The following is an 18,142-nucleotide window of genomic DNA, read 5'->3' as shown; positions in this document are numbered from 1 at the left end:
CCGCCGTCGCGCTCGGCGGCGGCGTCGGAGCGGCGGCGCGCTACGGCGCCGCGCTCCTGTGGCCCACCCCCGCCGGCGCCTTCCCGTGGACGACGCTGGCCGTCAACGTGCTCGGCTGCGCGGTCATCGGCGTCTTCATGGTCGTGATCAGCGAGGCCCGGTCCGCGCACCGCCTGCTCCGCCCCTTCTTCGGTACCGGCGTGCTCGGCGGCTTCACGACCTTCTCCACGTACGCCGTGGACATCCAGCGCCTGGTCGCGCACGGGGCGGCCGCCACCGGCCTGGCGTATCTGGCACTGACCCTGCTCGCGGCCCTGGTGGCGGTGTCGACCGCCGCCGCAGGCACCCGCCGTGTCATCTCCTGGAGGCAGCAGTGAGGCTCACCGGCTCCGTCCTGCGCGTCACCGTCCTCGTCGGCGAGAACGACACCTGGCACCACCGGCCGGTGTACTCCGAGATCGTGCACCGGGCCCACCGTGCGGGCCTCGCGGGGGCCTCCGTCTTCCGCGGCATCGAGGGGTTCGGCGCCTCCTCGGTGATCCACACGAGCCGGCTGCTGTCCCTGAGCGAGGACCTGCCGGTGGCCGTCGTGATCGTCGATGCCGAGGACCGGGTACGGGACTTCCTGCCGCAGCTGGACGAGGTGGTCGGCGAGGGGCTGGTCGTCGTCGACGCGTGCGAGGTCGTCCGGTACACCGGCCGCGACCGCGGTGAAGGGGGCCGTGCGCGGTGAACTGGCTGCTCGTGATCGTCGGGGCCATGGCCGGGGCCCCGCTGCGCTACCTCACCGACCGGGCCGTCCAGTCCCGCCACGACACGGTGTTCCCCTGGGGCACCTTCACCGTCAACGTCGTCGGCTGCCTGGTACTGGGGCTGGTGACCGGCGCGGTGACCGCCGGCGGGGCGTCCTCCCAGGTACAGCTGCTGCTCGGCACCGGCCTGTGCGGCGCGTTGACCACGTACTCGACGTTCTCCTACGAGACGCTGCGGCTGGCCGAGGGCGGCGCGCGCTTCTTCGCCGTGGCCAACGCGGCGGGGAGCGTGGTGGCCGGCCTCGGCTCCGCCTTCGTGGGCGCGGCGGTGGCGCAGTCCCTGTGGTGACAGCGCCACCGCCGCGGCCGTTCCTGTGCGCGGGTCCCGCTCGCAGATGCCGGTCTACTCGCTCTTGCCGGTCTGCTCGCCGACGCCGGTCTACTCGGTGATGTCGATCTTTCCGTTGGCGGCGGCCGTACTGCCGTTGGCCGGCGCCGGCACCGGGGCGCCCCGGCCTTCGGTGATCCCCTTGAGGAGCGCCGGGAGGTCGATCCCGGTCGTGGAGCCGAGCAGTTCGACGCCCTGTGCCACGTTGTCGGCGACCGCCCGGGGGAGCCGGCCGGCGCCGTCCGTGGAGATCACGGTCATCTTGTCCACGGCGGCCAGCGGCTCGGACGCCTTGCCGACCACCTCCGGCAGCACCTCCACGAGCATTTGCAGCACCGCCGCGTCACCGTACTGCGCGAACGCGTCCGCCTTCTTCTGCATGGCCTCGGCCTCCGCCGCGCCCTTCGCGCCGATCGCGGCGGCCTCCGCCTCGCCTTCCAGGCGTACCGCGTCGGCGAGCGCCGCACGCTGTGCCTTCTCGCCCTCACCGGTGAGCCGGGCCCGCTCGGCGGCCGCCTCGGCCTCCTTGACCGAGGCGATCCGGCGCGCCTCGGCCTCCTGCTCGGCCTGGTAGCGGGCGGCGTCGGCGGGCTTGCGCACCTTGGTGTCCAGCTCGCGGTCGGTCAGCGCGGCCTGCCGCTGCGCGACCTTCTCCTGCTCGGCGAGGACCTCCTGGCGGCGCGCCGCCTCGGCGAGCGGTCCGGCCGCGTCGGCCCGCGCCGCTGCCTCGTCCGTCTCTGCCTTGATCTCCGCCTGCCGCAGCGCGAACGTCCGCTGCGCGACCGCGATCTCCTCCTCGGCCTTCAGCCGGGCCTGCTCGGCCGCGCGCCGGGCCACCGCCTCCGCGATGTCGGCCTCCTGCTTGGCGCGGGCGGCCTCGGGGCGGCCGAGGTCCTCCAGGTACGAGCCCTCGGTGGTGATGTCGTGGATCTGGAAGGCGTCCAGCACCAGGCCCTGCCCGGACAGGCTGGCCTCGGCCTCCTCGGCGACCTGCCCGGCGAACGCGGCCCGGTCCCGGATGACGTCCTCCACGGACATCCGGCCCACGATGGCCCGCAGCGCGCCCGAGAGCACCTCCTGCGTGAAGCCGACGATCTCGTCCTGCTGCTGCAGGAACCGCTGGGCCGCGGCCCGGATGCAGTCCTCGGTGCCGCCGACCTTGACGATCGCGACGCCTTCGAGGTTGCCCTTCACGCCGCGCAGGGTCACCGCGCCGCGCACCGCGACCGGGATGTGCCGGCTGGACAGGTCGAGGGTGAACTTCTGCTGCACGAACGGCACGACGAAGACGCCGCCGCCGACCACGACCTTCTGGCCGCTGTTGTCGGTGAAGACCCGGCCGGTCTCCGGGTCGGTGGACTGCTTGCCGCGCCGGCCGGTGACGATGAACGCCTCGCTGGGCCCGGCGACTTTGTAGCGCGTGATGACGACCAGCGCGAGGAGTGCGACGAGGACGACGATGCCTGCCACCGCCGTGAGGACTGGACTCATGGTGAATTCCCCCCTGCCCCCGTAGGACGGACGGCAGATCGGTTCGGTTGGTGAGAAGTACGCAGTGGGTGAGAAGTACGCGGGAGTGGATGTCCGGTGCGCAGGGGTCAGCGCTCGACGGCGCGGACCTCCACCGACGTCGGTGACAGCGCGGCCGCGACCCAGATCTCGGCGCCGCGCTCGATGGGCGCGTCGCCGCGGGCCGCGAGCTTCACCGGCTGGCCCGCGAGCCGCAGCAGTACCTCGCCGTAGCCGTCGGCCGGGATGGCGGTGACGACCGAGCCCGCGGTCCCGACGAGGTCGTCCCCGCGTGGGGTCGCCACGGTCTGATCGCGCATCAGCGCCCGGCAGGCGCGCCAGGTCAGCCAGCCGGCGGCGAGGCCGGCGAGGGTGCCGGCCGCGGCGGCCGGGCCGGCCCCGAGGCCGGTGGTGCCCAGTACGAGCGCGCCTCCGAAGCCGAGCATCGAGACGAATCCGGCGATCACCGGCAGCGACAGCAGCCCGTCGAAGAGGCCGTCGAGCACGCCGAGGCCGCCGAAGAGCCCTTCCAGCACCCCGTCGAGGACGAGCGAGAGGGCCAGCACCACGATGCCTGCGATGCCGAGACCGAGAAACCAGGCCATCGGAATACCTCCCCCGTTGCGCATTCTTTCCTGGTCAACGCCATGTTTTCAGCTGCTCACCGAAAACGTCATTGCCGGATCCCGGCAATCTTTACGCAATTCTGATGCCGGGTCACCGTGCGCGCGGCCGGGTCAGCTCGTGCGGTACCGCACCAGGAGCATCGCGGCGTCGTCGTGCAGCGGGCCGCCGGTGTGGGCCACCAGGTCCGCGCGGATGGCGTCCACGGCGGCCTGCGGGTCCGGTTCCTTGAGCAGCGCGGCGCGCTCGTCCAGCGGATAGAACCGACCGCCGCCGTCCCGCGCCTCGGTGACCCCGTCCGTGTAGAAGAGCACCTGGTCGCCGGGCGCGAACCCGACGTCGTACGGCTCCGGCCCCTCCTCCCCGTGCGCGGTGAGGCCCAGCGGCAGGGCGCGGCCCGGCGGCTCCAGGTAGGCCACCCCGCCGTCCGGGCGGACCACCAGCGGCGCGGGGTGGCCGTAGTTCAGCAGCGTCATCGTCCCCGCGCCGGTCTCGGCGAGCACCGCGGTCACGAACTTCTCGTCCGGCAGATGCCGTTCCAGGGCGCGTTCGAGCCGGGCGCCGACGGCGGCCAGGTCCGGTTCGTCGTACGCGGCCTCCCGGAAGGCGCCGACGACCACCGCGGCCGTCTCCACCGCCTCCAGGCCCTTGCCCTGCACGTCCCCGATGAGCGTCCGCACGCCGTACGGCGAGGCCACCACCTCGTACAGGTCCCCGCCGATCCGTGCATCGGCGACCGCGGAGGTGTACGAGACCGCCATGCTCAGCCGGCCCGCGCGGCGCGGCACGGCACGCAGCAGAACGCGCTGCGCGACCTCGGCGATGGACCGTACGTTCGCCAGCTCGGCCTCCCGGCGCTGCCGCATCACCGCGGCCACCACGCCGGCGACCGTGACCCCGGCGACCGAGAGCAGGGCGGTGTAGCCCCGGCGCCCGGAGAAGAGCCCGTCGTACACCCCGAGGACGAGGCGCAGCACGAAGGAGAGGACGCCGATCAGCGCCGTGCGCCGCCGGCCGCCGGTCAGCCCGGCGAAGGCCGGGCCGAGCGAGACCAGCGGCAGGAAGCCGGCGGCCGGCCCGGCCGTGAGGTCGGCCAGCGTGACCACGGCCATCACCGCATAGGGGAGGGCGCCCAGGGCCACGGTGGCAGGGTGCCTGCGCCCCTTCACGACCCGCCCCGCTGTCACCACGCGCCCCCGCTCCCGTTCGTCAGTCCCCTCGCGTACGGACGGCCCCGGCGATCGGCATCAGCCAGGGCCATCTCATTGTTACTTTAAGCAACTTTTGCACAGCCGAACCAAGACAATTCCCCCACCGTTACCGAACCGACGCAAGAGTGTCCCGGTCCGGTGCCGGACGTGCCCGTCAGGCCGTGAGGATCGCCGGGTCGCTCACGCCCGCCTCGCCGGTCTCGACATGGCCGGCGAAGCGGCGCAGGAACGTCGCATCGGCCTCGGAGGTCACCGTCAGGTCGTACCAGCGCTTGCTCGGGCGCAGGTCGACGGTGTGGGTGACGGTGGCGCCGGCCCGGACCTTGAAGGTCTCGTCGGGACCGCCGTAGGCGTTGGCCAGGGTGAGGTCCACGTCGGAGCGGGCGGTGTTGGTGAAGCTGAGCTTCACATTGCCGGTGGTGGCGTCGTGGCGGGCCGTCACCTCCGGGCCCGCTGCCTTGCCGGGCCCCTTGAAGACGCGCAGGAAGCCGTTCGGGCCGAAGACCGAGAGGTCGTAGACGCCCTTGGAGTAGGCGGTGTTCCAGGTGTCGGTGACCGGCTTGCCGGCCGCCGCGGTGTACGTCCAGGGGCCGTCGCCGCGGTTCCCCGCGGTCACGTAGAAGGCCGCGCCCGTCTTGTCGCCGCCGCTGAGGGTAAGCGTGTACTTCCCGGCCGCGGCGTCGGCCGAGCCGTCGGCGTGCGGGGCGTAGGGCAGGGCGCGGGCCGGGCGGGAGCCCTTCTCCTGGCGGGGGAGGGAGGGGTTGGCCGGAGGCTTGGGGACGTAGTCGGGGTGCCGGTCACCGTCCGGCGGGCGGTAGCCCTCGGTGTCCGGCAGGTCGGCCGGCCGGGTGTCCGGCTGCGCGAAGTCGAAGGCCGAGGTCAGGTCGCCGCAGACGGACCGGCGCCAGGGCGAGATGTTCGGCTCGTGGACGCCGAAACGGCGCTCCATGAAGCGGATCACGGAGGTGTGGTCGAAGGTCTCGGAGCAGACGTAGCCGCCCTTGCTCCAGGGCGAGAGGACCAGCATCGGCACCCGCTGGCCCAGGCCGTACGGGCCCGCCGCGTACCCCTTGCCGCCCTTGTAGAGGTCCGGGCCGACGTCCACGGTGGAGCGGCCCTGGGAGTCGGAGGACGGCGGGTACGGCGGCACGACGTGGTCGAAGAAGCCGTCGTTCTCGTCGTAGGTCAGGAACAGCGCGGTCTTGCTCCACACCTCGGGGTCGGAGGTGAGCGCGTCCAGGACCTGGGAGACGTACCAGGCGCCGTAATTCGCGGGCCAGTTGGGGTGCTCGGTGAACGCCTCGGGGGCCACGATCCAGGAGATCTTGGGCAGCTTCCCGCCCTTGACGTCGGCCTTGAGCTGATCGAAGAGGCCGTCGCCCTTCTTGACGTTCGTGCCGGTGCGGGCCTTGTCGTACAGCGGGTCGCCGGGCTTGGCGTTGCGGTACTGGTTGAAGTACAGCAGCGAGTTGTCGCCGTACGTGCCCCGGTACGCGTCGTCGATCCAGCCCCACTTGCCGTTCGCGTCGAGCCCGTCGCCGATGTCCTGGTAGATCTTCCAGGAGACGCCGGCCTTCTCCAGCCGCTCGGGGTAGGTGGTCCAGCTGTATCCGGCCTCCTCGTTGCCGAGGACCGGGCCGCCGCCGCTGCCGTCGTTGCCGGTGTACCCGGACCACAGGTAGTAGCGGTTGGGGTCGGTGGAGCCGATCAGTGAGCAGTGGTACGCGTCGCAGATGGTGAAGGTGTCGGCGAGCGCGTAGTGGAACGGGATGTCCTCGCGCGTCAGATACGCCATGGTCGTCGCCGACTTGGCGGGTATCCACTGGTCGTACTTGCCGTTGTTCCACGCCTTGTGGCTGCCCGCCCAGTCGTGGTTGAGGTCCTGGATGAACTGCAGGCCCAGGTCGTCGGCGTCCGGCCGGAACGGCAGCACCTCCTTCGTGCCGTCCGGCTGGTGCCAGACCGACTTGCCGCTCGCCAGGTTCACCGGGCGCGGGTCGCCGAAGCCGCGCACGCCGCGCAGCGAGCCGAAGTAGTGGTCGAAGGACCGGTTCTCCTGCATCAGTACGACGATGTGCTCGACGTCGTCGATGGTGCCGGAGCGGTGCTGTGCCGGGATCGCGGCGGCGCGGGCGATGCTGCCCGACAGCGCGGTGAAGGCCGCGGTGCCTCCGGCGAGTTGCAGGAAGCGGCGGCGGTCCAGATGCGACATGGGCGGGTGACCTCTTCGTCAGGTGGGGGGCACGAGAGACGCATGGTGCGCGAAGTAATTCTTGCGGCGTCTGCGCACGCAGCGAAACCCCGCCTCGCGATCATTACGTGACCAAGAGGTGCCGATGACCTGACCGTGAGCCGAACCGTGGGTGCTCCTTACGGGTGGCGGCCGGCCGCGGGGCGCTGCGGACCGCGGCAAACGCCGCCGGTGATGTCAGGCTGGCGGATGTCGGACCGGTCGGACGGAGGCTATCGGTGGTCCACGTTGAGCGGCAGGCGCGCGCGGCAGCCGCCGCGAGGCGCCGGATCGAGACCGGCAGCCGGATCCGCGGCTGGCTGACCACCACCGACCACAAGGTGATCGGCAACCTCTACCTCGTGACCGCCTTCGCGTTCTTCCTGTTCGCGGGGTTGCTGGCCATGCTGATGCGGACCGAACTGGCCCGCCCCGGACTGCAGCTGGTCACGGCCGAGCAGTACAACCAGCTGTTCACCATCCACGGCACGATCATGATGCTGCTCTTCGCGACGCCGATGTTCGCCGGCTTCGCCAACGCCGTCATGCCACTGCAGATCGGCGCGCCGGACGTCGCCTTCCCCCGGCTGAACGCGCTGACCTACTGGCTGTTCCTCTTCGGCGGCCTGATGGTCGTCTCCGGCTTCCTCACCCCGCAGGGCGCGGCGTCCTTCGGCTGGTTCGCGTACGCACCGCTCAACGGCGCCGTCCGGACGCCGGGGGAGGGCGGTGACCTGTGGGCGATGGGCCTGATCCTGTCCGGGCTCAGCACGACGCTGGGCTCGGTGAACTTCATCGCGACCATCATGACCCTGCGCGCGCCCGGCATGACGATGTTCCGGATGCCGATCTTCACCTGGAACGTCCTCTTCACCTCGATCCTCGCCCTGCTGGCCTTCCCGGTCCTGACCGCCGCGCTCTTCGCGCTGCTCGCGGACCGCAAATTCGGGGCGCACGTCTTCGACGCGGCGTACGGCGGCTCGATCCTCTGGCAGCACCTGTTCTGGTTCTTCGGGCACCCCGAGGTCTACATCGTGGCGCTGCCGTTCTTCGGCGTGATCACCGAGATCGTGCCGGTCTTCAGCCGTAAACCGATCTTCGGCTATGTCGGCATGGTCGGCGCGACCATCGCCATCACGATGCTCTCGGCGACCGTCTGGGCACACCACATGTTCGCCACCGGCATGGTGCTGCTGCCGTTCTTCTCGCTGATGTCCTTCCTGATCGCCGCGCCCACCGGTGTGAAGTTCTTCAACTGGATCGGCACGATGTGGCGGGGCTCGCTGTCGTTCGAGACGCCGATGCTGTGGGCCGCCGGCTTCCTGGTGACCTTCCTGCTCGGCGGGCTGAGCGGGGTCCTGATCGCCTCCCCGCCGCTGGACTTCCACGTCACCGACACCTACTTCATCGTCGCCCACCTGCACTACGTCCTGTTCGGGACGGTGGTCTTCGCGATGTTCGGCGGCTTCTACTTCTGGTGGCCGAAGCTGACCGGCCGGATGCTCGACGAACGGCTGGGGAAGATCCACTTCTGGACGCTCTTCGTCGGCTTCCAGACCACCTTCCTCGTCCAGCACTGGCTGGGCTCGGAAGGCATGCCCCGGCGGTACGCCGACTACCTCGCGGCCGACGGCTTCACCGTCCTCAACACCGTCTCCTCCGTCGGCGCCTTCCTCCTCGGCCTGTCCACGCTGCCGTTCCTCTACAACGTCTGGAAGACCACCAAGTACGCGGCGAAGGTCGGCGTGGACGACCCCTGGGGCTGGGGCCGGTCGCTGGAATGGGCCACCTCCTGCCCGCCGCCCCGGCACAACTTCCACGCGCTGCCCCGCGTCCGCTCCGACTCGCCCGCCTTCGACCTGCACCATCCCGAGGCGTACCGGCTGCCGGGCGGGGAGCGCGGGACGGTGGAGCCGACCCCCGACACGCACGGAGAGCAGAGCCGATGAAAGCCGAGGCATACCTTTTCGGCGGGGCGGCGGGGTTCTTCTTCGTCGTGGACGTCGTCTACGCGCTGACCTCCCTGGAGCCGGCGGGCGTGGCGGCGCTGACCGTCTCCTGCCTGATGGCCGCGGTGGTGTCCTTCTTCTGCGCGACGAACCACCGGCGCAGGGGGCCCCGGCCGGAGGACGAGCGGCAGGGGGAGGTCATGCACCGGGCCGGCCGGCTGGACTTCTTCCCGCCCAAGAGCGGCTACCCGCCGCTGACCGCGCTGGGCGCGGCGGTCGCCGGACTGGGCATCGTCTTCGGGCTGTGGCTCTTCCTGATCGGCTTCGGCGTGCTGGTGGCGGGCGCCTTCGGGATGGTCTTCGAGTTCAACGACCGGTAGCCGGCCGACGCCGGCGCTACCGGGAGGAGTCCGGCGCCTCCGCGGCCTCCCGGTCCGGGCTCGCGGTGCGCTCGCTGATCTCCAGCCGCTGCTCGGGACTGGCCGGGAGCGGTACGTGATCGCGGTAGTACCAGCCGCTCAGCGCGATCCGCAGCCGCCGGCCGCGCGAGGTGAGCCCGGCCGCCGGGCGGGGCAGCGGCTCGGGTACGTCGCGGACGAGGATGACGTACTTCCGCTCGGCGGAGATGCCGGTGTGCCCTTCGCCCAGCGCGCCGTAGACGCTCTGGGTCACCTCGCCGGTCTCCTCGCCCTTGGTCAGCAGCTCGCGGTCCGCCGCCTGCAGGGCGAGGCAGAGCCGCTTGGTGAGCCAGAAGGCGGCGACCGGCCCGAGGACGAGGGCGATCCGCAGCACCCACGTGAGCGCGTTGACCGAGATCCGGAAGCTGTAGGCGGTGACGTCGTTGCCGCCCGCCAGCAGCAGCACGGCGTAGAAGACGACCGCGGCCACGCCGAGCCCGGTACGGGTGGGCCGGTTCCGCGGCCGGTCGCACAGATGGTGCTCGGCGCGGTCCCCGGTCACCCAGCGCTCGAAGTAGGGATAGAGGTACAGCGAGACGAACAGCAGGCCTGGAAGCACGAGCGTGGGAATGAAGACGTTCCACATGACCGTGTGGCCCCACAGGTTCGTCTCGAAAGGCGGCATGAGCCGCAGGCCGCCCTCCAGGAATCCCACGTACCAGTCGGGCTGGACGCCGGTGGACACCTGATCCGGGCGGTACGGGCCGTAATCCCAGACCGGATTGATCTGGGCCAGTGCGCCGAGGCAGGCAAGTACGCCGAAAATCATCAGCAGGAAGCCGGTGGTCTTCACGGTGAAGTGCGGGACCATCGGCTGTCCGACGACGTTCCTGTTGGTGTGGCCGGGCTTGTTCCAGTGCGTGTGTTTCAGGGTCACCACGAGCAACAGGTGCAGGCTGATCAGCGCGATGATGATTCCCGGGATGAGCAGGATGTGCAGCACGTACAGGCGCGGAATGATGGCCGTCCCCGGATACGCGCCCTGCCAGAGGAAGAAATTGAGATAGGTGCCGACGAGGGGAATGGAGGTCACGATGGCATTGGCGGTGCGCAGCCCCGTGCCGGACAGTGAATCGTCCGGCAGGGAGTAACCGGCGAAGCCTTCCAGCATCGCCAGCATGAAAAGCGTGACGCCGACCATCCAGTTCAGCTCGCGCGGCCGCCGGAAGGCCCCGGTGAAAAAGACCCGGAGCAGATGGATGCCGATCGCGGCCAGGAACACCAGGGACGACCAGTGATGAATCTGCCGGATGAGCAGCCCGCCGCGCACCTCGAAACTGATGTCAAGGGTGGAGGCGTACGCGTGCGACATCCGCGTGCCGTCCAGCGGAATGTGCCGGCCGTGATAGACGGTCTCCGCCATGCTCGGGTCGAAGAACAGTGTCAGATAGGTGCCGGTGATCACCAGCACGACGAAACTGTAGAGCGCGATTTCCCCGAGCAGGAAGGACCAGTGGTCGGGGAATGCCTTGCGGAGCAGTGCCTTGGCCCCCTCGGCGAGGGGAAGCCGCTGGTCGAGGGCGGTGAACGCGGTGACGGCCGCCCCCTCGGCCCGCTCCTCCAGCCGGGCCCCGCGCCGTCGGAACACCTGCACCGAACTCCCTCCGGGGCCCGTGGCCCGGCCGCCGCTCATGACTTCCTTGCATGGCTAACCGGTACGGTTCGGAGACAATCCGGAAAGGGGCCGCGACGCCGCCGCCCGGCCGGTTTGTTCAGCCGTTCGGCGGAGCGGACGGAAAGGTGCTGGACGGGGGCATGGCCAAGCGCGGCCGGTCGCGTTCTCCGCGCTCGGCCGCTTCACGGGCGGGCGGCGGCCCGGCGCCGCGCGCCCGGGGCCTCAGCCGTTACCGAAGGAGCCGCTGTGGCCCTCCTGCCATTTCCCCGGCTTTTTGCCTTCCTCGTCCGGGCGAGTACCGCGCGTGCCGTCGAACTCGTACGGAGTGCGGCGGTGACCGTCCTGCGTGACCTCATCGCCCGTGCGCATTCCCGTTTCGTATCCGCGGGGATCCGTGGGTGTCTTCGGCTGTTCTTCGGCGGAGGCCGGCCGCGACCGCTTGCGCCGCAGGCCGAGGGCCACGGCACCGATGAGCAGGAGCACGACGACGAGGCCCACGACGAACGGACCGATGCCGACGAGCAGGTCGCGGTTGGGAGCCGCCAGGGACTCATAGCTGGTCATGTCGGCCGGGTACCCGCGAATACCGGAAACGACACGTGTCACACATTCGGACGAGCGTGGATTTCCGGGCCGCATCGGCGTGTGCGCACGGTGCTGCCAGGGCGCTTCCGCCGCACCGCCCCCGTGAGCGGCCGCGGAAAGCAGCGCCCACGGTGCGCCGGGCGGCGAAGTGAGAAAATGTGGGCAGTGAGCCGAGGATTCGCCGCCGGGCGGTGCTCGTATGTCCGGGTACCCGGCCGGTGGTTTCGGAAACAAGTGTTTCAGCCGGAAAGCAACAACTGCCCGGCAGCCGGTAACGCGCGGCAAAAGCCGCCGTTCCCGGTGATTCTGCCGGTGCCGGAATCCCGACGGAAGGGAAGGGCCATGGCCGCCACCACCGCGCTCCGCCGCCATCAGGATGCTCCGGACACCGACGCCGCCTTCGCCCGGCTGGCCGAGCTGGAGGACGGGCCGGTCAGGAAGCGGCTCCGCGAGGAGATCGTCTGCGGCTGGCTGCCGATGGCCAACCGCCTCGCCCGCCGCTACAGCGGGCGCGGCGAGACCGAGGAGGACCTGCGGCAGGTCGCCGCGGTCGGCCTGCTCAAGGCCGTCGACCGGTTCGACCCGACCTCGGGCACGCCCTTTCCCGCGTACGCGATCCCGACGATCCTCGGTGAGCTGCGACGGCACTTCCGGGACGACCTGTGGGCCGTACACGTGCCGCGCCGCACGCAGGAGCTGCGGGCCACCGTCCACCAGGCACGCGAGCAGCTGGAATTCCGCAACGGCTCCGGCTCCCTCACCATCGGCGACCTGGCCGAGCACACCGGCCTGTCCGAGGAGGACGTGGTGCTGGGCCTGGAGGCGCAGGGGGCGTACACGGCGCTGTCGCTGGAGTGCCCCATGAGCACGGACGCGGGCCACTCCTTCCACCTCGCCGACTTCCTGGGTGACGAGGATCCGGAGCTGGAGCTGGTCGAGGAGCGGATGTGCGCGGCGCCGGTGCTGCGGGCCCTGCCGCCGCGCGACCGCGCCATCCTCTACCTGCGGTTCTTCCGCGACATGACGCAGAGCCAGATCGCCGAGGAGGTCGGCATCTCGCAGATGCACGTCTCCCGCATCCTGCAGCGGTGCTGCCGCCTGGTGCGCGTCGAGGTGACACCGCAGGCGTGACACCGCAGGCGTGACGGGCACCCGGTGGCCGTGCGAGTCACCGACGACGTCAGGGGTGAAGAACAGCGATGAGCGACGAGCCGACCGGTCCCGAGCTGCCCCGGGACCGGGGTCCCGTCTCCGCGGCCGTGATCACCGCGCTGCGCGGCGGCGGCCCGCCGGCCGCGGACGACGCGGCCGCGGCCGCCACCGCCGACCCGTACGGCGACGACCTGCAGCTGGCCCTGTACGTGGCGTACGAACTGCACTACCGCGGCTTCGCCGGCGTGGATCCCGCGCTGGAGTGGGACCCCGACCTGCTGCGCCTGCGCGCCGTACTGGAGCGGCGCTTCCTCGACGCGCTGCGGGCCGACGCCACGCGGCACGAGGACGCGGCCGGGGCGCTGGACGAGCTGCTGGTCGAGCCGGTCGGCGGGGACGGCGTCCCGCACCTGCTGGAACGCTCCGGCACCCGCGCTCAGCTGCGCGAGTACGCCGCCCAGCGCAGCCTGTACCACCTCAAGGAGGCCGATCCGCACGCCTGGGTGCTGCCGCGGCTGTGGGGGCGGGCCAAGGCGGGGATGGCCGCGGTGGAGTTCGACGAGTTCGGCGGCGGGCGCCCCGAGCGGGTGCACGCACAGCTCTTCGCGGACCTGATGACGGACCTCGGCCTGGACACCACGTACGGGCGCTACCTCGACGCGGGCAGCGCGGAGATGCTGGCCCTGGTCAACCTGATGTCCCTCTTCGGGCTGCACCGGGCGCTGCGCGGAGCGCTCGTCGGGCACTTCGCCGCGGTCGAGGTGACCTCCTCGCCCGCCTCCCGCCGGCTGGCCGCGGCGATGCGGCGCGCGGGCGCGGGGCCGGCCGCCGAGTTCTTCTACACCGAGCACGTCGAGGCCGACGCGGTGCACGAACAGGTCGTACGGCACGAGGTCGTGGACGGGCTGCTGGCGGCCGAGCCGCACCTGGAGCGGGACGTCGCCTTCGGCATCGACGCCACCGGCTTCCTGGAGGACCGCTTCGGCGCACGGCTGCTGGCGGCCTGGCGGGCGGGGGAGTCGTCACTGCGGGTGGCGCTCGGGCCGGACCTCGCGCACGTACCGTAACCCTCCCGTGCACCGGCCACTGAAAGCGATTTATCCGGGTACTTCTGCTTTGTGCCTCTGATAACGCTTCCGGGGGTCTACCCCCCACAGGACGACACGGCGCTGCTCGCCGAAGTGCTGGAGCACGAGCCGCTGGTGCCGGGCGCGCGGGTGCTGGACATCGGTACCGGCACCGGCGCGCTGGCGCTCGCGGCGGCCCGGCGCGGCGGCGAGGTCACCGCCGTCGACATCTCCTGGCGCGCGGTCCTCGCGGCCCGGCTCAACGCCCGGCTGGCGCGGCTGCCGGTACGCGTACTGCGCGGCAGCCTCTTCGGTCCCGTGGCCGGGCGGCGCTTCGACCTGATCCTGACGAACCCGCCCTACGTCCCGGCACCCGAGGCGGTGCTGCCCCGGCGCGGCAGCGCGCGGGCCTGGGACGCCGGGCACGACGGGCGGCTGGTGCTGGACCGGATCTGCCGGGAAGCGCCGCGGCTGCTGGCGCCCGGCGGCGCCCTGCTGCTCGTGCACTCGGCGCTCAGCGGTACCGGGCCCACGCTGCGGCTGCTGCGGGAGGCGGGGCTGGACGCCGTGGTGGTGGAGCACCGCTATGTGCCCTTCGGACCGGTCCTGCGGTCGCGGCAGGGCTGGCTGCACGGCCAGGGCCTGGTGGCACCCGACGAGGAGAAGGAAGAGCTGGTGGTCATCCGTGCCGAGCGCAGCGTCTGAAAAAGAAGCGTCTGAAAAAGAAGTGTCCGAACCGGCCGGGCCCCGTGCCGTACGCCGCATCACCCTCCAGAAGGACGGGCCGCTGCTGATCGAGGGCCCGGTCGAGGTGCGGCTGGAGGACGGCACGGTCGTCTCCTCCGACCGCTTCTGCGTGGCCCTGTGCAGGTGCCGGCGCAGCAAGCGTTACCCCTGGTGCGACACCAGCCACCGGCGCCGCGCGCGACGCTGACGCGCGCGCGGGCGCCGGTGGCCGGCGATAAAGCGGTGCGTCAGCGGCGCAGCGGCGGCCGGTTCCAGTGCCGGTGCGCGCCCACCGCCTCGATGAAGGCCTGGGCGAACTGCTCGCTCGCGGGGCCGACCGGGTGGTGCGTGACGACGCCCTCGTCGGAGACGGTGTGTTCGTGTTCGTCGGCGGTCCGCAGCCGGGCCGGCTCCAGCAGTTTCAGCACGTCGATGCCGGTGCCCAGCGCGGCGATCGCCTTGCCGTGCCGGTAGGAGTCCCGTACGAACTTCAGCACCGCCGGGTCCTGGGCCGTGCGGGGCACGGACGAGGGGTCACCGGGCAGCACGACCGCGTCGTAGAGGACCGAGGCGACGGTGGGCAGCGCCCGGTCGACGGGGTGGGTGACGCCGTCGGAGCCGGTGAACTCGCCGTCGTGCGGCGCGAGGACCTCGACGTTTGCGCCCTGCGCCGAGAGCGCGGAGCGGATCGTGTCGACCTGGTCGGCGTCCACGCCGTCCGAGACGAGGACGGCGATCTGGCGGGTGGCGATCGAGCCGTCGCCCTTGAGACTTTCGAAGCTCAGCGCGGGGGAGGGCGTCACGTCGGGGGTCTCCTGGCGCTCCGGCGGGGCCACGCCGATGCCCTCGGCGACCGAGACGGCCAGGGTGTGGTCGACCCGCGCGAGCTGCTCGACGACCCGCTGGCGGATCTCCTTCGCGTTCACCTTGCCCAGCTCGAAGCGGTACGCCTCGACGATGTGCTGCTTCTCCCACTCGGTCATGGACTGCCAGAACATCGCGGCCTGGCTGTAGTGGTTCTGGAAGCTGTCGCTGCGCTTGCGGATCTTGTGCCCGGAGACCGCCTCGGTCAGGTGCCGGAAGGCCGTCTCGTCGGCACCGGCCACCGCGGGACAGCCGCCGGCCAGGGAGTTCTTGGTGTAGCTCGTGGTGCCGCGGTGGATCTTGCTCTGGTGGAAGCCGTCGCGCTGGTTGGTGCGCACCGGCGCCACGGGCAGGTTGACCGGGATCTGCGCGAAGTTCGGCCCGCCCAGCCGGAGCAGCTGGGTGTCCAGGTAGGAGAAGTTACGGGCCTGGAGCAGCGGGTCGTTGGTGAAGTCGATACCGGGGACGACGTTGGCCGTGTGGAAGGCGACCTGCTCGGTCTCGGCGAAGAAATTGTCGGGGTTGCGGTTGAGCACCATCCGCCCGATCGGCCGGACCGGCACCTGCTCCTCGGGAATGATCTTCGTGGCGTCGAGCAGGTCGAAGTCGAAGTTGTGCTCGTCCTCCTCCGGCACCAGCTGCACGCCCAGTTCGTACTCCGGGTAGTCGCCGGCCTCGATGCAGTCCCACAGGTCGCGGCGGTTGAAGTCGGGGTCGCGGCCCTGTGCCTCCTGCGCCTCGTCCCACACCAGCGAGTGCACGCCGAGCTTGGGCTTCCAGTGGAACTTCACGAACGTGCCCTTGCCCTGGGCGTTCACGAAGCGGAAGGTGTGCACGCCGAAGCCCTGCATCATGCGATAGCTGCGCGGGATCGCGCGGTCCGACATCAGCCACATGATCGTGTGCAGCGTCTCGGGCTGCAGCGAGACGAAGTCCCACAGCGTGTCGTGGGCCGAAGCGCCGGTGGGCATCTCGTTGTGCGGCTCCATCTTCACCGCGTGCACGAAGTCGGGGAACTTGATGCCGTCCTGGATGAAGAAGACCGGGAAGTTGTTGCCGACCAGGTCGTAGTTGCCCTCGGAGGTGTAGAACTTCGTCGCGAACCCGCGCACGTCCCGCACCGTGTCGGCCGAGCCGCGCGGCCCCTGGACGGTGGAGAAGCGGACGAACACCGGCGTCTTGACGTCCGGGTCCTGCAGGAACGCGGCCCGGGTGAACTCCGCGCAGGACCGGTACGGCTGGAAGTAGCCGTACGCGCCCGAGCCGCGCGCGTGCACCACGCGCTCCGGGATCCGCTCGTGGTCGAAGCGCGTGATCTTCTCGCGGAAGTGGAAGTCCTCCATCAGCGTGGGCCCGCGTTCGCCCGCCTGGAGGGAGTCATCGGTGTGGTCGACCGGCACGCCCTGGTCGGTGGTCAGTGGCCCGTCACTCGAGTCGTGCGCGTAGTACCGCTCCCGTTGCTCCTGCTTCTTGTCCGCCATCTCCGAAGGCTCCTTCCCGCTCCGCGCCGCGCTGGAGTCGCCGACGAGGGCGCCTGGGGGCATGTGTCTCGGCTCGCCAGGTAACCGTTATCCGAGGCGGAGAAACCTCGGCTGGCCCAGAAGGGCGAGCCGCGAAATCCCTGTGATTCCGGGGCCGTGGCGGCCTTGGAGAGGCCCGTCGGACCGGCGAGGTGCAGCGACGGCGAACTGCATGAATAGTGGCAAAGAGGGCACCCCGAAGAGTGATGGAACCACCTCATCAGCCACCGCGGCGACGACGCCCCACAAGAGCGGAATACCACGGCCTGCGAAGCCCTCCTTCGAGGCCCCGTACCTGGTGATCGCCCCATTCCGAGGAGGAAGCGCCATGCGACTCTCGCTCCTGCAACCGCTCATCGAACGACCGGGACCCTGGGCGTCCGTCTACGCCGATGTCTCGCACGGCACGGAGGACGCGGCCAAGCAGCAGGAGCTGTCGGCGCAGAACGCGGCCGACCAGCTGTCCGGCCAGGGCGCCGACGCCGCCACCTGCCGCGCCGTGCACGACGCCCTGAGCACACTCCGCAGGCCGGGCGAATCGCTGGCCCACGCGGGCCGCGCCGTCTTCGCCACCGGCGGCGAGGTCGTCCTGGACACCCCGCTCGCCGGGCCGCCCACGATGCGGGGCGCGACCTGGTCACCGGTGCCCCGGCTGGCCCCCCTGCTGGACGCGCTGGGCGAGAACCCCGTCTGCCTCGTGGTGTACGTGGACCGGACCGGTGCCGACTTCGAGCTGCGCAGCGACACGGTGCACGACAGCGCGGGCCAGGTCAGCGGAGCCGATTACCCGGTGCACCGGACGACCTCCAGCGACTGGTCCGAGCGGCACTTCCAGCTCAAGGTCGAGAACACCTGGGAGCAGAACGCCGGGGAGATCGCCGAGGCCGCGGGCCAGGCGTTCGAGCACGCCGGCGCCGACCTCCTCCTGCTGGTCGGCGACGCGCGCGAACGCCGCGCGGTGCGCGACCGGCTCCCCGATCAGCTGCGCGGCGTCGCGTACGAGAGCGACCACGGCGGCCGGGCCTCCGGCGCCGACAGCACCCGGCTGGACCGGGACATCGCCCAGGTACGCGCCGGGCTCGAACAGGACCACGTCATGGACGCCGTGCAGCGCTTCCAGGCCGGTTCGGGCCGCAGCGACGGCGAGTCCTCCGTGACCTCCGGCGTGCCCTCCCTGGTCGAGGCGGCCCGCGAGCACCGCATCGACACGCTGCTCATCAGCCCCGACGGCGGCGACGCGGGCCGCGAGGTCTGGGTCGGCCCCGGCCCCGACCAGCTGGCCGTGCGCGGCACGGAGATGCAGTACCTCGGTGAGGTGAACCCCGCGCCGGCCCGCGCCGACGACGCCCTGCTGCGGTCCGCCGTGGCCAACGGCGCGCAGGCCGTACTGCTGCACCACAGCGACCCGGTGCCCCCGGGCGGCCTCGGCGCGGTGCTGCGCTGGTCCACGCCCGTGACCCACTGAGAGCCCGTATCCGCCCGGACGGACCGC

17 protein-coding genes are annotated in these 18,142 nt (G+C 71.3%); 10 read left to right on the top strand and 7 right to left on the bottom strand.

Annotation, left to right across the window (positions count from 1 at the left end):
• The 3 genes from crcB (ABT381_RS22200) to crcB (ABT381_RS22190) form a co-directional block, all read left to right on the top strand.
• The coding region (gene crcB / locus ABT381_RS22200; RefSeq protein ID WP_351596995.1) for a fluoride efflux transporter CrcB at positions 1–377 on the top strand (377 nt) is incomplete at its 5' end.
• Entirely contained in the window at positions 374–733 is a 360-nt protein-coding gene (locus tag ABT381_RS22195) for a DUF190 domain-containing protein (RefSeq protein WP_351596992.1), read from the top strand. The genes crcB (ABT381_RS22200) and ABT381_RS22195, both read left to right, overlap by 4 nt.
• Complete coding sequence (gene crcB, locus ABT381_RS22190; protein WP_351596990.1) at positions 730–1,101, top strand: fluoride efflux transporter CrcB; 372 nt, start codon at positions 730–732, stop codon at positions 1,099–1,101. Before ABT381_RS22195 ends, crcB (ABT381_RS22190) begins: the two co-directional genes overlap by 4 nt.
• A gap of 90 nt (positions 1,102–1,191) precedes the next feature.
• Here crcB (ABT381_RS22190) and ABT381_RS22185 read toward each other — a convergent pair whose 3' ends face one another.
• From ABT381_RS22185 to ABT381_RS22170, 4 genes are all read right to left on the bottom strand, one after another.
• Complete coding sequence (locus tag ABT381_RS22185) at positions 1,192–2,631, bottom strand: flotillin family protein (protein WP_351596987.1); 1,440 nt, start codon at positions 2,629–2,631, stop codon at positions 1,192–1,194.
• Between the two features lie 107 nt (positions 2,632–2,738).
• Positions 2,739–3,254 (bottom strand): NfeD C-terminal domain-containing protein, encoded by a 516-nt coding sequence (locus ABT381_RS22180; RefSeq protein WP_351596984.1) that lies wholly within the window; start codon positions 3,252–3,254, stop codon positions 2,739–2,741.
• A 132-nt stretch (positions 3,255–3,386) separates the two neighbouring features.
• Positions 3,387–4,385, bottom strand: coding sequence for a PP2C family protein-serine/threonine phosphatase (locus ABT381_RS22175; protein WP_351597004.1), 999 nt, complete (start codon positions 4,383–4,385; stop codon positions 3,387–3,389).
• Positions 4,386–4,638: 253 nt separating this feature from the next.
• Complete coding sequence (locus ABT381_RS22170; protein WP_351596981.1) at positions 4,639–6,696, bottom strand: phosphocholine-specific phospholipase C; 2,058 nt, start codon at positions 6,694–6,696, stop codon at positions 4,639–4,641.
• Positions 6,697–6,953: 257 nt separating this feature from the next.
• Here ABT381_RS22170 and ctaD point away from each other — a divergent pair, with 257 nt between their 5' ends.
• Positions 6,954–8,663 (top strand): aa3-type cytochrome oxidase subunit I, encoded by a 1,710-nt coding sequence (gene ctaD / locus ABT381_RS22165; protein WP_467754673.1) that lies wholly within the window; start codon positions 6,954–6,956, stop codon positions 8,661–8,663.
• On the top strand, positions 8,660–9,043 hold the full coding sequence (gene ctaF / locus ABT381_RS22160) for an aa3-type cytochrome oxidase subunit IV (protein WP_351596978.1): 384 nt from the start codon (positions 8,660–8,662) through the stop codon (positions 9,041–9,043). The genes ctaD and ctaF overlap by 4 nt, the downstream gene beginning before the upstream one ends.
• Positions 9,044–9,059: 16 nt before the next feature.
• Here the strand turns inward: ctaF and qcrB are convergent, their stop codons facing one another.
• Positions 9,060–10,754, bottom strand: coding sequence for a cytochrome bc1 complex cytochrome b subunit (gene qcrB / locus ABT381_RS22155; protein WP_467754674.1), 1,695 nt, complete (start codon positions 10,752–10,754; stop codon positions 9,060–9,062).
• Positions 10,755–10,958: 204 nt separating this feature from the next.
• Positions 10,959–11,300, bottom strand: coding sequence for a DUF6479 family protein (locus ABT381_RS22150; protein ID WP_351596972.1), 342 nt, complete (start codon positions 11,298–11,300; stop codon positions 10,959–10,961).
• A gap of 363 nt (positions 11,301–11,663) precedes the next feature.
• Here ABT381_RS22150 and ABT381_RS22145 point away from each other — a divergent pair, with 363 nt between their 5' ends.
• From ABT381_RS22145 to ABT381_RS22130, 4 genes are all read left to right on the top strand, one after another.
• Entirely contained in the window at positions 11,664–12,452 is a 789-nt protein-coding gene (locus ABT381_RS22145; RefSeq protein ID WP_351596969.1) for a SigB/SigF/SigG family RNA polymerase sigma factor, read from the top strand.
• A 68-nt stretch (positions 12,453–12,520) separates the two neighbouring features.
• Positions 12,521–13,540 (top strand): iron-containing redox enzyme family protein, encoded by a 1,020-nt coding sequence (locus tag ABT381_RS22140; RefSeq protein WP_351596966.1) that lies wholly within the window; start codon positions 12,521–12,523, stop codon positions 13,538–13,540.
• A 51-nt stretch (positions 13,541–13,591) separates the two neighbouring features.
• Complete coding sequence (locus ABT381_RS22135; RefSeq protein ID WP_351596963.1) at positions 13,592–14,245, top strand: HemK2/MTQ2 family protein methyltransferase; 654 nt, start codon at positions 13,592–13,594, stop codon at positions 14,243–14,245.
• Between the two features lie 22 nt (positions 14,246–14,267).
• Positions 14,268–14,474, top strand: coding sequence for a CDGSH iron-sulfur domain-containing protein (locus tag ABT381_RS22130; protein ID WP_351596961.1), 207 nt, complete (start codon positions 14,268–14,270; stop codon positions 14,472–14,474).
• A 40-nt stretch (positions 14,475–14,514) separates the two neighbouring features.
• Here the strand turns inward: ABT381_RS22130 and ABT381_RS22125 are convergent, their stop codons facing one another.
• Positions 14,515–16,611 carry a catalase gene (locus tag ABT381_RS22125; RefSeq protein WP_351596958.1) on the bottom strand — a complete coding sequence of 699 codons (2,097 nt, stop codon included), beginning with the start codon at positions 16,609–16,611 and terminating at the stop codon, positions 14,515–14,517.
• Positions 16,612–16,978: 367 nt separating this feature from the next.
• Here ABT381_RS22125 and ABT381_RS22120 point away from each other — a divergent pair, with 367 nt between their 5' ends.
• Positions 16,979–18,115 carry a baeRF2 domain-containing protein gene (locus ABT381_RS22120; protein ID WP_351596955.1) on the top strand — a complete coding sequence of 379 codons (1,137 nt, stop codon included), beginning with the start codon at positions 16,979–16,981 and terminating at the stop codon, positions 18,113–18,115.
• Positions 18,116–18,142: the final 27 nt, after the last annotated feature.

Origin of the sequence: Streptomyces sp. NPDC000151 (genome assembly GCF_040301705.1) — a bacterium.
GTDB lineage: Bacteria > Actinomycetota > Actinomycetes > Streptomycetales > Streptomycetaceae > Streptomyces.
The sequence above is the reverse complement of the archived record's forward strand: the minus strand, read 5'-3'. Positions and strand labels throughout refer to the sequence as shown.